15 protein-coding genes are annotated in these 15,440 nt (G+C 69.0%); 7 read left to right on the top strand and 8 right to left on the bottom strand.

Annotated elements, in window-relative coordinates; all coding sequences use genetic code 11:
• Positions 1-20 precede the first annotated feature (20 nt).
• Positions 21-2,084 carry a bifunctional aldolase/short-chain dehydrogenase gene (locus EMA09_RS00895; RefSeq protein ID WP_240796606.1) on the bottom strand — a complete coding sequence of 688 codons (2,064 nt, stop codon included), beginning with the start codon at positions 2,082-2,084 and terminating at the stop codon, positions 21-23.
• 2 nt (positions 2,085-2,086) lie between these two features.
• Positions 2,087-3,247: an L-rhamnose isomerase gene (gene rhaI / locus EMA09_RS00890; RefSeq protein WP_129837921.1), complete on the bottom strand. Its 1,161-nt coding sequence runs from the start codon at positions 3,245-3,247 to the stop codon at positions 2,087-2,089.
• Positions 3,248-3,443: 196 nt separating this feature from the next.
• Here rhaI and EMA09_RS00885 point away from each other — a divergent pair, with 196 nt between their 5' ends.
• The 4 genes from EMA09_RS00885 to EMA09_RS28120 all read left to right on the top strand — a co-directional run bounded on the left by EMA09_RS00885 (position 3,444) and on the right by EMA09_RS28120 (position 5,792).
• Complete coding sequence (locus EMA09_RS00885; protein WP_129837919.1) at positions 3,444-3,764, top strand: L-rhamnose mutarotase; 321 nt, start codon at positions 3,444-3,446, stop codon at positions 3,762-3,764.
• 76 nt (positions 3,765-3,840) lie between these two features.
• Positions 3,841-4,863 carry a LacI family DNA-binding transcriptional regulator gene (locus EMA09_RS00880; RefSeq protein WP_129837917.1) on the top strand — a complete coding sequence of 341 codons (1,023 nt, stop codon included), beginning with the start codon at positions 3,841-3,843 and terminating at the stop codon, positions 4,861-4,863.
• A gap of 26 nt (positions 4,864-4,889) precedes the next feature.
• Positions 4,890-5,312, top strand: coding sequence for a secondary thiamine-phosphate synthase enzyme YjbQ (locus EMA09_RS00875; protein WP_129837915.1), 423 nt, complete (start codon positions 4,890-4,892; stop codon positions 5,310-5,312).
• Positions 5,313-5,642: 330 nt separating this feature from the next.
• On the top strand, positions 5,643-5,792 hold the full coding sequence (locus EMA09_RS28120; RefSeq protein WP_168220612.1) for a hypothetical protein: 150 nt from the start codon (positions 5,643-5,645) through the stop codon (positions 5,790-5,792).
• Positions 5,793-6,297: 505 nt separating this feature from the next.
• Here the strand turns inward: EMA09_RS28120 and EMA09_RS00865 are convergent.
• From EMA09_RS00865 to EMA09_RS00845, 5 genes are all read right to left on the bottom strand, one after another.
• Positions 6,298-7,014, bottom strand: a complete 717-nt coding sequence (locus EMA09_RS00865) for a hypothetical protein (RefSeq protein ID WP_129837913.1) — start codon at positions 7,012-7,014, stop codon at positions 6,298-6,300.
• 47 nt (positions 7,015-7,061) lie between these two features.
• Positions 7,062-9,080, bottom strand: coding sequence for a hypothetical protein (locus EMA09_RS00860; protein WP_129837911.1), 2,019 nt, complete (start codon positions 9,078-9,080; stop codon positions 7,062-7,064).
• Positions 9,077-9,895: a hypothetical protein gene (locus tag EMA09_RS00855; protein WP_129837909.1), complete on the bottom strand. Its 819-nt coding sequence runs from the start codon at positions 9,893-9,895 to the stop codon at positions 9,077-9,079. The genes EMA09_RS00860 and EMA09_RS00855 overlap by 4 nt, the downstream gene beginning before the upstream one ends.
• 102 nt (positions 9,896-9,997) lie before the next feature.
• Positions 9,998-10,657 (bottom strand): Crp/Fnr family transcriptional regulator, encoded by a 660-nt coding sequence (locus tag EMA09_RS00850; RefSeq protein ID WP_129837907.1) that lies wholly within the window; start codon positions 10,655-10,657, stop codon positions 9,998-10,000.
• A 37-nt stretch (positions 10,658-10,694) separates the two neighbouring features.
• Positions 10,695-11,213, bottom strand: coding sequence for a Pycsar system effector family protein (locus EMA09_RS00845; RefSeq protein WP_129837905.1), 519 nt, complete (start codon positions 11,211-11,213; stop codon positions 10,695-10,697).
• Between the two features lie 561 nt (positions 11,214-11,774).
• Here EMA09_RS00845 and EMA09_RS00840 point away from each other — a divergent pair.
• The 3 genes from EMA09_RS00840 (at position 11,775) to EMA09_RS00830 (ending at position 14,984) form a co-directional block, all read left to right on the top strand.
• Positions 11,775-13,814 (top strand): TerD family protein, encoded by a 2,040-nt coding sequence (locus tag EMA09_RS00840; protein ID WP_168220825.1) that lies wholly within the window; start codon positions 11,775-11,777, stop codon positions 13,812-13,814.
• Positions 13,815-13,919: 105 nt separating this feature from the next.
• Positions 13,920-14,381 (top strand): GNAT family N-acetyltransferase, encoded by a 462-nt coding sequence (locus tag EMA09_RS00835; RefSeq protein WP_129843760.1) that lies wholly within the window; start codon positions 13,920-13,922, stop codon positions 14,379-14,381.
• Positions 14,382-14,555: 174 nt separating this feature from the next.
• Entirely contained in the window at positions 14,556-14,984 is a 429-nt protein-coding gene (locus EMA09_RS00830) for a DoxX family protein (RefSeq protein ID WP_129837901.1), read from the top strand.
• Between the two features lie 22 nt (positions 14,985-15,006).
• Here the strand turns inward: EMA09_RS00830 and EMA09_RS00825 are convergent, their stop codons facing one another.
• A complete protein-coding gene (locus EMA09_RS00825) occupies positions 15,007-15,411 on the bottom strand; it encodes an NUDIX domain-containing protein (RefSeq protein WP_240796162.1) in 405 nt (134 codons plus the stop codon).
• Between the last annotated feature and the right edge of the window lie 29 nt (positions 15,412-15,440).

Genomic DNA, 15,440 nt, shown 5'->3' with positions numbered 1-15,440 from the left:
CCCGGCCCGCCGCCTCCGGTTCAGCGCAGGAACGCCGCCGCCACCCCGGCGTCGACCGGGATGTGCAGCCCGGTCGTGTGGCTCAGCTCGCCACCGGTCAACGCGAACACCGCGTTCGCCACGTGCTCCGGCAGCACCTCGCGCTTCAGCAGCGTCCGCTGCGCGTAGAACTCGCCGAGCTTCTCCTCCGGCACCCCGTACACGGCCGCCCGCTTGGCGCCCCAGCCGCCCGCGAAGATCCCGGAACCGCGCACCACGCCGTCGGGGTTCACCCCGTTCACCCGGATGCCGTGCTCGCCCAGCTCCGCCGCGAGCAGCCGCACCTGGTGCGCCTGGTCGGCCTTCGTGGCGCCGTACGCGATGTTGTTCGGACCCGCGAAGACACCGTTCTTGGAGGCGATGTACACGATGTCGCCGCCGATGCCCTGCTCGGTCATCACGCGCGCCGCCTCGCGCGACACGAGGAACGACCCGCGCGCCATGATGCCGTGCTGCAGGTCCCAGTCGCGCGCCGTCGTCTCCAGCAGCGGCTTCGAGATCGAGATCCCCGCGTTGTTCACCACGAGGTCCACGCCGCCGAACGCCAGCACCGCGGCCTCGAACGCCGCCGCGATCTGCTCCTCCGACGTCACGTCCACCGTCACCGGCACCGCCCGGTCCGGGCCGCCCAGCTCCTTCGCGACCGTCGCCGCGGCCTCGCCGTTCAGGTCAGCGACCACCACGCACGCGCCCTCGGCCGCCAGCCGGTGCGCGATCGCCCGCCCGATGCCCGAACCGCCGCCCGTCACCAGCGCCACCCGCGTCGCCAGGGGCTTCGGCGCGGGCATCCGCCGCAGCTTCGCCTCCTCCAGCTCCCAGTACTCGATGCGGAACTTCTCGGACTCCTCGATCGGCGCGTACGACGAGACCGCCTCGGCCCCGCGCATCACGTTGATGGCGTTCACGTAGAACTCGCCCGCCACCCGCGCCGTCTGCTTGTCCTTGCCGAACGAGAACATGCCCACGCCCGGCACCAGCACGATCGCCGGGTCCGCGCCCCGCATCGCCGGCGACCCCGGCTCCGCGTGCCGCTCGTAGTAGGCCCGGTACTCCGCCCGGTACTCCTCGTGCAGCTCCTTCAGCCGCGCCACCGCCTCGCCGAGCGGCGCGGACGCGGGCAGGTCCAGGACCAGCGGCCTGACCTTCGTGCGCAGGAAGTGGTCAGGACACGAGGTGCCCAGCAGCGCCAGCCGCCCGTGCTCCTCGCGCGCGAGGAAGTCGAGCACCACGTCCGCGTCCGTGAAGTGCCCCACCTGCGGCCGGTCCACCGACGCAAGACCCCGCACCACCGGCGCCAGCGCCGCCGCGCGCGCCCGCCGCTGCGGCTCCGGCAGCGCCTCGTACCCCTCGCGCACCGGGCCGAACGGCTCCGGCCTGCCGCGCTCGGCGAGGAACGCCTCCGCCGCCTCGATGATGAACAGCGAGTTCGCCTCGCACTCGTCGCTGGTCGCGCCCCACGCCGTGATGCCGTGACCGCCCAGCACGCACCCGATCGCCTCCGGGTGCGCCCGGCGCACCTCCGCGATGTCCAGACCGAGCTGGAACCCGGGCCGCCGCCACGGCACCCACACGACACGCTCGCCGAAGCACTCGCGGGTCAGCGCCTCACCGTCCTTCGCGCACGCCAGCGCGATCCCCGAGTCCGGGTGCAGGTGGTCCACGTGCGCCGCCTCGACGAGACCGTGCATCGCCGTGTCGATCGACGGCGCCGCACCCCCCTTGCCGTGCAGGCAGTAGTCGAACGCCGCGACCATCTCGTCCTCGCGCTCGACCCCCGGGTACACGCCCCGCAGCGCCCGCAGCCGGTCGACGCGCAGCGCCGCGAGACCGCCGGCCGTGAGCGTCCCGAGGTCGCCGCCCGAGCCCTTCACCCACATCAGCTCGACGTCGTCACCCGTCACCGGGTCCGTCGCCGTGCCCTTCGCGGACGTGTTCCCGCCCGCGTAGTTCGTGTTCCGCGGATCGGCGCCCAGCCGGTGCGAACGCGCCAGCAGCGCCTCGACCGCCCCGTGCGGGACCGCGCCCGCGCTCTCCTCCACCGCCACGCTCACGCACCCCATCCGGCCTGCTGCCCGCCGACCCGCTCGGCGACGATCCTCTCCGCCCACCCGCTGCGCGCGTACGCGGCCACCGGGTCCGGGTCGAGCCCCTGCTCGGCCCGCACCTCCGCGAGCAGCGGCCGGACGTCCGAGTTGTACGCGTCCATGAACACCGCGTTCGCGCCCAGGACATCGCCCGCCTGCTGCGCTGCGACCAGCGCCTCGCGGTCGACCAGCAGCGCCTTCGCCGTCGCCTCCTGGACGTTCATCACCGACCGGATGATCGCGGGGATCTTCGGCTCGATGTTGTGGCACTGGTCCAGCATGAACGCCACGTCCGGCGAGAACCCGCCGCCCCGCACCACCTCGTACATGATGCGGAAGAGCTGGAACGGGTCGGCCGCGCCCGCCATCAGGTCGTCGTCCGCGTAGAAGCGCGAGTTGAAGTCGAACCCGCCGAGCTTCCCCTCGCGCAGCAGCAGCGCCACGATGAACTCGATGTTCGTCCCCGGCGCGTGGTGGCCCGTGTCCACCACGACCTGCGCCTTCGGGCCGAGCTTCAGGCAGTGCGCGTAGGACGTCCCCCAGTCCGGGACGTCCGTCGTGTAGAACGCCGGCTCGAACAGCTTGTACTCCAGCAGCATCCGCTGGTCGCCGCCCAGCCGCTCGTACACTGCGGCGAGCGCCTCGGCGAGCCGGTCCTGACGGTCCCTGATGTCGTCCTGGCCCGGGTAGTTCGTGCCGTCGGAGAACCACAGCTTGAGATCGCGCGACCCGGTGGCGTCCATGACGTCGACGCACTCCATCAGGTGCCCGAGCGCCTTGCGGCGGACCGCGGGGTCGGGGCTGCAGACGCTGCCGAGGACGTAGTCGTTCTCCTGGAAGACGTTCGCGTTGATCGTGCCGATGCGCAGTCCGAGACCGCGCGCGTGCTCGGCGAGCGCGGCGTAGTCCTCCACCTTGTCCCACGGGATGTGCAGCGCGACGGTCGGCGCCGCACCCGTGAAGCGATGGACCTGGGCCGCGTCGTCCAGTTTCTCCTGCGGTGTGCGCGGCACTCCCTGCTGCGCGAACACCTTGAAGCGGGTGCCGGAGTTGCCGTAGGCCCACGAGGGGGTCTCGATGGCCTGGGTGGTCAGGGCCGCCTTGACGGCGGATGGAGCGGTCATGCGATCAGGGCTCCCGGATGGTCATCGCCGGACGAATCTCTAATGAATCGTTTCACCAAGGGTGACGCTAGGAGGGCGCGGGACGGCTGTCAAGGGAGCTGCGGCAGGCCGGGACGGCCCGCCGAGCTTGACGCCCCGACCTCGCCTGACTAGCTTGCGTCCGTCCGGATGAAACCTTTCAGAGAGGTGGTCGGCCGTGCAGCGGGTGTGTTTTCTGCTGAAGGTCCGCCAGGACCGCGTCGACGAGTACCGCGCGCGCCACGCCGACGTGTGGCAGGAGATGCGCGACGCCCTGTCCGCCACCGGCTGGCACAACTATTCACTGTTCCTGCGCGAGGACGGCCTCCTCGTCGGCTACCTGGAGACCGAGGACTTCGACGCCGCCCGGGCCGCGATGGAGGCCACCGACGTGAACGCCAGGTGGCAGGCGCAGATGGCCCCGTACTTCGAGGCGCTGGACGGCACCCGTCCGGACGAGGCCATGACACCGCTCACCGAGGTCTTCCACCTGGCGTGACCCTCCGTCGGCATCCGGTGTCTACGATGTGCGGGCGGTGAGTGGCGTGTAACGGACGAGGAGCGGGGCACAGCACATGGCGCACACGGTGGGGATCAAGGAAGTCGCCCGGCAGGCGGGAGTGTCGGTCGGCACCGTCTCCAACGTGATCAACCGCCCCCACATGGTCGCGGACGAGACCCGGGAGCGCGTCCAGGCCGCCATCACCGAACTGGGGTACGTCCGCAGCGAGTCGGCGCGGCAGCTCCGCGCCGGGCAGAGCCGCATCATCGCGCTGCTCGTCCTCGACATGGGCAACCCGTTCTTCGTCGACGTCGCCACCGGCGCCGAACGTGTCGCGCGCGCCGCCAAACTCGGCGTGATGACGTGCAACAGCGCGCAGAGCCCGTCCGAGGAGTCCGACTACCTCGGTCTCTTCGCGGAGCAGCGCGTCCGCGGCGTCCTCGTCACACCCGCCGACATGACCGGGCACAACCTGGCCGACTTCCGCCGCCACAACATCCCCTTCGTCCTGGTCGACCGCGTCCTGCCGAGCGCCGAGGGCTGCTCCGTCTCGGTGGACGACGTGCGCGGCGGCACCCTCGCGGTCCGCCACCTCATCGACCGCGGGCACACGGACGTGGCGTACATCAGCGGCCCGATGTCCCTCCAGCAGTGCCAGGACCGCATGGAGGGCGCGGCGCGGGCGCTCACGGACGCGGGGTTCGCCGCCTCCGCGCTGCACCACATCGAGGCGGCGCGCCTCGACGTCGCGTCGGGGCGCGAGGCGGGGGCGCGGCTGCTGGCCATGGCCGACCGCCCGTCGGCCGTCTTCTGCGCGAACGACCTGCTGGCCCTCGGCGTCCTGCAGGCGCTGTTCGCGGCGGGCGTGCGGGTGCCGGACGAGATGGCCCTCGTGGGGTACGACGACATCGAGTTCGCGGCGGCGGCGGCCGTCCCCCTCACCTCGGTGCGGCAGCCGGCGGTCCGCATGGGCCGGCAGGCCGCCGAACTGCTGCTGGAGGAGACGGGCGAGGGCGCCGCGGCCCACCGGCACCAGCGCATCGTCCTCGACCCGGAACTCGTCGTCCGCGAGTCGAGCCGGGCCGCCCGCCGCTGACACCCGGCGCTGCGTACGGTGGGGGCATGAGCGACGCCTTCCGCACCACGGTCCTCCGCGTCACCACCGGCTCGCACGAGACGGTCACCGACCTGACGCGCGACTGCGCCTCCTTCCTCACCGAAGCGGCCGGGGGAGGGGACGGCCTGTTCAACGTCTTCGTGCCCCACGCGACGGCCGGGGTGGCCATCCTGGAGACGGGGGCGGGCAGCGACGACGACCTGCTGGCGATCCTGCGCGACCTGCTGCCCGCCGACGACCGGTGGCGCCACCGCCACGGCAGCCCGGGCCACGGCCGCGACCACGTCCTGCCGGCGATCGTCCCGCCCCACGCAACGGTCCCGGTGATCGGCGGCCGCCTGCAACTGGGCACATGGCAGTCGATCTGCCTGATCGACACGAACGGCGACAACACGGAACGCCAGGTACGCCTCTCCTTCCTCGGCTGATCGAGCCGATTCCGATTGTCTTTGGTGTGGCCGCCGAATCCTCTCGTGCTCCGGCGAAACGGGAGGGAGCTGCGCGGTACCGCCATGGACGAGATCGAACGACCGTGCGACGGCTGCAGTAGTTCCTGCTCGGAGTACGCCGGCTGTCGCGGGTCAAAGCCGCCACGACCTACGGCAGCGGGAGGACGTGCTGACGACTGCCGCAGCTGTAGGCGGTCGCATCATCGACTGGGCGGACAACTGGGAGGTGTCCGGCTCCGCCGAGACCCGATGACCCGTCCGAAATCCGGTCCGTGGTTCCGCGATGAGCGGGGGAAGTACGACGGGCTGGTGACGGCAGCGGTTGAGCGGCTCGACCGCGACGTGGTCGACTGCCTGAACACCGGCTACACGGTGTACGGCGAGGGGAAACTCCTCGTCGTCGACAGGCACGAAGGCGTCTGGAACTGCGTCTGCGGACCTCCACGGCGAGCTGCATGAGGCGCTGACCGAGCGCTTCCGTGGTTCTTGGCAGGGAAATGGTTGCCGTCCGCGGTGCGCGAGCCAGTGCTGCGGGCTGTGCAGTGTGTTCCATCAGCCGAGAACGCTCATGGGCGGATGGTGCGAGCGACCCGCTGGGCTGGACGGTTAGGCACGGGTCCGGACGGGCGACCCCAGTCGAGGACGTGGATACCGGTGCTCTGGATGAGTTCTGCGTCCACATGCAGGAGCTGGACAGGGGAGTGGCCGTGGCGTCCGAGCCATGCGAGACGGCGTCGCTGCTCCGCAGCGCTCAGCTCATGCCAATGATCGTGATGGACGCCGGGTGGCTGGCCGGGATTCTCTCGGACCCAGACGCGTACGAAATGTGTCTCGTGCGGCGCGGTGCGCAGGGTGATCAGTGCCCATGCGGTGTCGTACGTCAGCGTGGGTCCGTGTTGAGACATGAGACGGCGGGTGCGCAGTTGTCGTAAGGGCGTTAAAAGCCATCGTCTGGTGAGCAGATTCATGTTGGGACACTTCCTGGTTCGGGTGGGGTCTGCCACCGGGTAGCGGCTGTCTTCAAATCCTTTTGGCCGACGACGCCGAGACTGTGGACGAAAGCTTGGAGGAAGAGCTGGCGCTGCTCTGGCGTGTGCAGTTCGGTGACGAGCCGGTCGGTGAAGCGTCGGATGTCGCCGCGGATGTCGTCGTCATTGGGTTCGCGAGGCACGGGAAGCCCTTGGAGTGCCTCCGCGAGTGATGTCAGACTGGAGAACCGGTCGGGGAAACGAGCCGTCCACCACACGCGGCGCAAGTCCGAGTCGGCCAGCACCCGCTGTAGGTGAGACAGGCGGGCCAGCTCCTCTTCCTGAGCCAGATCGACTGCCTGTCGTCGGCGGGCATGTTCTTCGGCCAGGGCGGTGTCGTTCCGGGCGGGGGCGCCCAGACGGACCTCGCCGAACACCTCCAGCCCGGGGAGAGGACGGCTCCAGCGCATCAGGATCGTGTTGGTCGCGTCCTGGGCCGCTGCCCGATCAAGAATGGAATGCTGGCTCAGGACGCGAGCTGCCTGGCGGCGTAGGTAATCGCGCGCGGGGACTGCAGGATCGCGATGCTCGGGAGGTTCACTGTGTGTCCACCGCCATGCTCCTGTGATGCGAACCGTGAAATGCACGCCGGTGATGCGGCTGGCCATCCGCTCGCCCTCGAGGGCGAGCGGATGGGTGACGCCAGTGCGCACCGCGTGGGACGTATGCCATGCGCTTTTCCGGCGCCCTGACAGAAATCTCACGTCGACGAGGGGGAGCCGTTGTAGTGCGGGACCGGGGCCGTACCGGGTACGTCAGCTCCGGGCACCTGCGCGGAGATCAACATGTCCACCAGCTTCAAGCGCCGGGCCCGCCCCAGGTCGGAGCTGCCGGAGGAGCCCACCAGAAGTACGGCGGCCCCGGCCTGGCCGATATGTCCGCGCAACACCGTCGCGGCCATGGGGAGTACCTGCTCGTCCGTCAGTTTGGAAGAGTCCAGCCAAGCGGCCAGCCGATTGTGAGCTGCGTCAGTGGTGGAGGGTTCCCGTAGCGCCGCACGCCAACCCCGGGCGAACAGGTGAGGGCTCTGGGGGGCTACCTCGTCGTCAACGCTTTCTTGCGTTTCGGGCAGTGGGAGGAGCGTGTCGCTGGAGATGTCGGTCAGGGCCAAGAAAGTGCTTGCTCCGGCTCTGCGGATCGTGGTGTCGGTGGACTCCGCCCAATTGACGATCTCCGACAGCAGCAGGACGCGCTGATCCGGCGTACTGGCCAGGGTGCGTACCGCCTCCGCCACCGCCTCGCGCGCCGCTGCGTTGTCCCTCGAGGCCAGCAGGCGGAGCCGGGTCAGGGCGATGCGGGGGTACAGCTGACCCAGCCGACCCGAGCAAATCTCAGCGACTGCCCTGGTCAGCTCTTCGCTAGTGGACTTCTGCTGTGCCCAGTCGTACAGCTGCTTGCGGACGCCGACACCTGTGACCGGGTGGAGTGCCATGGTCTCGACGATCCCGAGCGCCAGCTGCCGGTGCGCTGTCCGGCCCTTCTCGATCCATGCGATCGCCACGGACAGGACCGTGGAACCCCCGGGCAGCAGAGCGAGCCGGACCAGGCAGTCGGCGATGCGTCGTAGATGGCCCACAGCGATCCCGTGGGGCCGACTGATGTCGGAGGCCCATTCCAGCAGTACAGGTCGCAGTTGCGGCCTCTGTCGCCATACGTACTTCAGGAGGGCTTCGGACATTCCGTGCCGGTCGGAATCCAGGGAGATTGTTTCGCCGTCCACTTGACGGGCATGGATGGCCTTGAGGCGCATTTCGAGATCGCGGCCGGCCAGCGGCCCACCGGGCGGAAGTTTGCCGCCGACCTTCGTAAAGAGCTGGTCCGCTGCAGCGAGCACGATGTCCGCCGGTACCTTCTCTAGTAGGGCACTGCTCACCAAAAGCGCTCGCTCGCGGAGGTCGTCCTGTGCCGAGTGCTTCTCGAACCAGCCTTTCAAATGGTCGTGCCAGTCGGTGAATTCCTCCTTGACGGTAGCTTCGCCGTCCACATTGGCCTGTGCGATGAGCCGAGCCAGGCGCGCGGCGTCACCGGGAGGCGCTGCCGGAGCGAGCAAGTCGCTCAGCGGAGCCCTGTTCAGCCAGTCGATCCTGTCGGCCGACAGGTGGTGCAGATGGGCTCGGGCGACCTCTCGCGACGGCGGACGGATCATGTGTACCGCGGGTGTGGTGGTGAGTGGCCCGGGCTTCCAGCTGCCAGGGTCGGTGAGGATGATCAAGAAGGACTCGGAGACTTCAGCGGCCTTCTGATAGTCGGCCAGTCCGGCGTAGAAGTCCTCCGGCAGGGCTCGGAATCCGGTCAGGTCCAGGACGAAACCGTAGCCCTGGGTGTGGGGAAGCTGTTCCGTGCGCGGCCGGTCCCAGTCCAGTACCAGCCAGCGAATCCGCTCTCGCGGCACATCCGCCTCGCGGAGGACACGCAGAGCGGCGGTACGCCTCCCAGTGCCGGCCTCCCCGCAGAGCACAAGTGAGTTGCTCCGCGCGCGTGGGCCGCGGAGCAGGCTGGCGGCGCGTTCCACTTGACCAGTGGCCTGAGAACCCTGGGGGTCGACGAAAGCGCGTTCCACAAGGTCCAGCTCGTGAGCGTCCACGCCGATGCCGCGCAGATACTCCCAACCTCGCACATACTGGTGGTGGTGCTCCTCGTAGTCGCCAGCGACTTGTGTCAGTCGAGCGTGGCCGGAAGCCTCCGCCTGCTGGTGCGGTACCACCCCGGTGCCCGTCATGACGGCTCCGAACCCGAGTTGTAATTGCCAGCGACCTGGATCAGTTGTGACTTACCGCTGGCCTTGGCCTTTTGCCGCACGTCGGGCCGCGACGTGTTGGCTTTCGTGCTCTCTGCCGTACGCCGGGGTGCCCGGTGCTCCTCGTCGGGCGGTGCGGTCCCGTTCGGAGTGAGGTGAGGGCTGATTGCCGCCGGCACCAGTCCGGGGACGAAGAGCCAGCATGTCTCCTCGAAGTCAGGCTTGTTGTTGACGCGGGCCGTGGCCCGGTGGAAGTGGTGCTCCCTGAGGGTCTGAGTGCGTTGCGCCAGCACGGTCCGGTGGAAGACCGTGTTCGAGACGGCAGCGGCTAGAAGCAAATTATGGTCCTCAGCCGCAGTCAGAGCCTGGCGGACTGCGTCACTTTCGACCAGACGGCAGGCGACGTTGATGGCGTCACCCCGGTAGTCGGGGAGCTGCAAAGGGCCGACGTGCACGCTCGCACGTAGCCGGATGGAGGCTGCACTGGCCAGCCGGGTCTGCTCGTGACGGGCCAGCTCCTGGCCGAGGTGGGTGAGGAGGGGGTCGATCAGTCGTGCCGCGTACCAGGCGGGCACGACGAAGATGGCGCCGTCGCCGCTGTCCTTGACCGCGATTTCCGGAGCCGTCCCGTCGCCGAGCCCACTGTGCGTGAACGCGGTGGCCAGCATGCGGTCCAGGTCGGCCCGGGCAGGCGCCATCTGGGCCTCGGGAATCCGGCTGTACCCCTTCATGTCGACGACCAGGAGCGCCTGCTCCTGCGGTACATCGTGCGTGTGGGGTGGGAGTGGAGATGACATGGGTAGGGGACCTTCCCGACGTGACTGGGTGTGAGTGCCCCATGTTTGCCGTCCCCGGGCCGAGGCAGTGCACAGTAATGGGCACCGCAGGAGTGCGGTCGGTCACCTCTGGGTGTGCGCGTGTGCCTGGATCGATGGGTAATCCCGGATCGACAGCCCGCCACCGGCCTCCGTGGCGAGCCAGCCCTGCTCACGCCATGGCCGCAGTGCCGACCCCACGGCGTTACGGGAGGCGCCGATCATCTCCGACAGTTCTGTCTGCGTCAGGCGTACGAGGCACTCGGCACCAGCGGTGGAGGCGGCTTGGAGAAGGCGGCCGAGGGCCGAGGCCAGACGCATCGGAACCGGGGCGGTAGCCATCTCCAGGCGCACCGCCTCTGCCTCGCGGACCCGTGTGATGGCGTGGTGCAACAAGGGGGCTAGCAGAGCGTGGCGGTCTACGAAAGCTAGGAAATCTCCACGCGGGACGATGTGAACCCGGCAATCCTCGGCAGCGATGACCGATGCGGTGCGTGGCTGCTCGTCGAGGACGGCGAGTTCGCCCAGAAGTTCACCGGCGCCGCGTACCGCCAGAAGCGTCCGTTCCCCGTGCGATCCGGTCAGTGTGATGAGGGCCGAGCCGGAGGCCAGCAAGATGACATGGGTGCCGGGATCGCCCTGCCGCAACAGCACACTCCTGGCCGGCCGGACGCGGACAGGGGTCAGGCCGGACAAGCGGGACCACAGCTGCTGACCTATGACTGACAGATGTGGCTGACACATACTCACCCCAAGTGATGGTCGTTCCGCCGTGATGCTCTCAAGAAGAGACGTACGGGATCAACAGCCCAAGTGTGGCGACTGTTGTGGCTGTCGCCACAAAGTCGACAGCCCACTTGATGGCACGGAACTTCTGCTGCGCGAGGGTGGTGAACATCGCCAGCCTCGCGGCTTCCGCCCGAAGGTGGTCACCGCCGCAGACTACGGAGCAGGCTGGCCAGCCCGACTCGGACTGGTCGTTGGCTGGTGCGGTGCATGCGAACGTCCTGAGGCGGCCGTCGCGTGGGAGGGCGGGACGGATCGCATACATAGCCGTGATCAGGGCCACGGCAAGAAGGATGGTGGCAGTTGTCTGTGTGATCAGGGGCAGCCCGCCGCACTCTCGGACGGCCGAGAGCGCTGCAATGTCCACTCCGAGCATGCCCCCGGCGACTCCGCAAAGCGTCGTGGCCTTGGAATCGGCCCGCTGCACCTCGGTGAACATCACCGCCGCTTCGGTCGCAAGCCCGTGGCCGGCCCGATGTTCCGTTGCAGTGCAGCTTCCGTCAATGTCGGACACTAGCCCCTCCGAGGGTGGACGCAGCTTGTCTGGGTCCTCTCACCATGCCGGGATTACGGCTGCTCCAGTGCCTTACACGGGGCACCGCACCCGATGGACGTGTCACAGTCACCCTTGAGTACGCCGAACCTGCTGAGAGTTCTCGCCAACCATCCGTCCTGCCGCTGAACAGCGTCGAGAACCCGGTTGCTGCTGTGCCCAGGGCATTCGTCTGGCTGCGTGGCAGGAATGGAGCCTGGGACTGCACCTGGGCCACCTCCGGTCATCTTGAAGAACGGAACGGCGAGCCCCCTCTCCACCGGCGGCCTCCGTCGAATGCCCGGCGGGTACTTCAGGCGTCGGGGTCACTCCGCTTCTCGTCGGCCCTGCACGGTGCTTCCGGTGCGGGAGCTGCCGTCAGGGACAGGCCGGACTTCCGGCTTGTGCAGTCCGCCTGCCTCCTGACCGCATAGCGGGTATGGTCTCTGTCTTCACGTCACGTGCACCGGTCGTGCATGTGTGTGGTGGTGGGGCGTGGTGCGTCCTCGCCCCGGGGGACGGCTGGGAGGCCCTGTGTACGAGATGGTCAAGGGTGGCAACGTCGGGCTGGCGGACCTGAGCGGCGGCGATGTCGATGCGGTCGTCGTGAGTCTTGGATGGGTGAGTCCCACGGGCGACGGAGACGCGGACGTGTCCGTCTTGCTGCTCGACGCGAACGCCAAGGTGCGCAGTGACGCTGATTTCCTTTTCTACAACAACGCCACCGCGCCCGACGGCAGCGTGCAATTGCTGGGCAAGATTCCGGTGGGGGATGGCAGTGAAGACCGGATCAGTTTCGACCTCACGGCCATTCCCGACGACATAGCGACCATTCTCATCGCGGCAAGTAGGTACGAGTCGGGCCGCTTCGACGAGTTGCACGATCTCCGCCTGTCGTTGTACGACGGGTCGGGGGAGTCGCTGCTGCGTTTCGACATCGATGACGCAGGCGGTGTGAGTGCGCTGATCTTCGGTGAGCTGTACCGGCGCGGTGGTCAGTGGAAGTTCAGGGCCGTCGGACAGGGGTACGAGGCCGGTTTCGCGGCCCTGGCGACCGACCATGGTGTCGATATAGACGACGATGCCACGACGGAGCCGGCGGAACCCGGCAGTGCCGAGACACAGCCCTCGGGGGCTTCAGCCGTGGAACGGTCCTCACAGGAAGTGCAACCGCGCTCGGCTGCCGTGATCGCAGTACCCGCGCCGCGCCGCGCCGCCGACGACACGGTGGTTCCGGGGAAACCCGCGCGCCATCGGACGGCCAAGAAGAAGGTCGTGCTCCCGAAGAAGCCGAAGCGATCCCTGGCGGAGAACGAGTCGTGGAAAGGGGCGCGGCTGTTCCCGGTGTCCGCGTTGAAGAGCGACCGTGACCGGGAGATGCGCGCCACTTCGGTATTGCTGGCCGTGATGGCGCAGGTTCCGGAATTCGGCCGTCGGCTCACCGCCGGGTTCGGTGCTCCGGCCGGACGTATGGAGACGTTCACCGAGGTGTCGCTGCCTCATGGCGAATCGCCGAGGCGCCCTGACGGCGTGATTCGTGTAGAACGCGCCGGCAAACTCTGGACGGCACTCGTCGAGACCAAAACCAATGGAAACGCTCTCAAAGCAGAGCAGGTGCAGACTTACGCTGACATAGCGGCCAGGCGCGGGTTCGAGGCGGTCATTACCCTCTCAAACGATGTGGCGCTGGAAGGCAGTCCACTTGTCGATGTGAAAATGGACCGTCGACGGAAGAACAAGGTTGGGCTTTGGCATCTCTCCTGGGCTGAGGTCGCCTATCAGGCGCAGATGTTGATCCGGCACGAAGGCGTGGGGAATCCCGCGCACGCGTGGCTCCTGGAAGAACTTTTGTACTACCTTCTGCATGAGAATTCAGGTTGTCACGGATTCCAGAACATGGGACCCGCCTGGGTGCCCGTGCGGAACGGAATCCAGGATGAGACCCTGTGCGAGGGTGACCCCCGGTCCCTGGAAGCTGTCGAGAGCTGGGAGCGTCTGATCCGGCAGGTCTCGTTGCGACTGGGTGGCGAACTGGGGCAGAAGGTGCTCCCGGTCCAGCGTGCCCGGCGGGGGTCGGACGCCGTGTCGCGGCGAGCGCGCATGGCGGACACCCTGTGCCGTGACGGCAAGCTGCATGCGGAGCTGCGCATCGACGGGGCAATCGGCACAGTGGGGCTCACCGCTGATCTGCGGACGGGAAAGATCCGCACGTCCATCGACATACCGGTGCCGGAGCAGGGCTACCCGCTGTCCTGGGCCAAGCGGGTTGTACGCGAATTGGCGGATGCGCCGGCCGATCTGCATATTGAAACCTTGGTCGAGGGGGACATCGGCGGGCCGCGTGGGACTTTGGAGCGTCTGAGGCCGGAACCGGGTGACATGCTCCCGAAGGGCGGAGCGAAAATAACGGGATTTCGACTGTCGCTGTTCAAGGGGATGGGCAGCCAGCGGGGGAATTCAGAATCCAGTTTCATCCGCAGCGTCGACGAAGCAGTGCACAAGTTCCAGGCGGGGGTCGTGGCACGCCTCGACCGGCTGGGCAGGGGCGTTCCCGGGAAGGTCGTCGCAGGGGCCGACCTGTAAGTAGGCCGTGTTCGCGGTGGCGGTTAGGGTTCCGGTGTGGATGATGCTGGGGATGCCGTGCGGATCAGGCCGGGGAGGCCGGGGGATGTTCCGGGTGTGCTCGGCATGCTCGATGGTGCTGTTGTCTGGATGAACGCCCGTGGCAACACCGAGCAGTGGGGTACCACGCCCTATTCCCGGAAGCCCGGCGGTGTCGAGCGTGTCGAGCGGTACTTCAGCGAGAACGATCCGTACGTCGCGGAGTTGAGGGGTGTGCCCGTCGGTGCCCTCGTGCTCGATTCCGGTCCCAGTCCGCGGATGCCGATCGCGCCGGCCGGTGAGCCCGAGCGATACGTCCGGCTGCTCGTGTCCGACCGCCGGTACGCGGGGCGGGGGATCGGTGCCGCGCTGCTCGGCCATGCCGTCGAGCGGACCCGGCGGGCCGGGGTGGCGCTGCTGCGCGTCGACTGCTGGGCCGGTGGCGGAGGTGAACTGGTCGCCTTCTACCGGCGCAACGGCTTCGACCCCACCGAACGTTTCCTGTCCGGTACCTGGCCGGGGCAGGTGCTCGCGCGGCGCGTCGGCTGACGGGTCCCGGTGGGAGGGAACCCTTCGGCCGGTTCGCGGTGCGTCGCGTACCGGCCGCCGCCGGGATCCGCCCGAACGGCCGGGTGTGTCGGCCGGTGGCGGGCGCGGCGGGTCGCGAGACTGTGCACCGCCCGGCCCCGCCCCGGCCGCGCGCCGCACCGTCCGGGAGGCCCCGTGGAACCGCTCGTCCCCCTCGTCGCCGGCTTCGTCGTCGCCCGCCTGATCGGGCTGGCCGGCGTGGACGCGGTGGACGGATGGGAGCCGTCGCTGCGGGTCGGCGCCGCCCTCATGTTCCTGTTCACCGCCGCAGCCCACGTCCAGCCGCGGCTGCGTGCCCAGCTCATCGGCATGGTGCCCCCGCGCATGCCGAGGCCCGACCTGCTGGTGAGCGCGACGGCCGTCCTGCAGGTCGCCGGCGCGATCGGGCTGCTGATCCCCGCGACCGCCACGGCCGCCGCCGTCTGCCTGATCCTGCTGCTGGTCGCCATGTTCCCGGCGAACGTGTCGGCGGCGCGCCGCGGCGTCGCCCAGGGGGACCCGCTCGGGCGGCGCACGGCCGTCCAGATCGTGTTCATCGCGGTCGTGGCCCTCACCCTGCCCTGACGCGCGGCGCCCCGGCCTGGGTTCAGGCCGCCATGGCGCCGCTCCGCCGCAGCAGCGGCAGCACGTGGCCCGTCACGGCGGGCGCGAGGCGCACGCCCTCCTCCCGTCCGGTGATCCACCGGAGGTCCGCCAGTTCGGTGGCGGTCCTCGGCGGCCGGCTCAGGCCCGCCGCGTAGACCGTGAGCCTCATCGGCACCCCCTCCAGCGCCGCGACGGACTCCACTTCGGCGAGGAGCCGGGGCGCCACGGGCGCGGCACCCAGCTCCTCGTCCAGCTCCCTCACCAGCGCGTCGAGCGGTTCCTCACCCGGCTCCGGTTTCCCGCCCCGGAGGTGGAACACCTCGGGAGCGGCCCGCCTGCTCACGACCAGGAGACGTCCCTCCCGGACGGTCCCCGGGGCGGTGGTCGTTTCTCCGTTCAGCGTCACGGACACCATGGTGTACGGCCCGCCCGCGC

The organism is Streptomyces sp. RFCAC02, from assembly GCF_004193175.1.
GTDB lineage: Bacteria > Actinomycetota > Actinomycetes > Streptomycetales > Streptomycetaceae > Streptomyces.
Note: the sequence above shows the minus strand (reverse complement) of the source record. Positions and strands in the feature narration are given on the sequence as shown.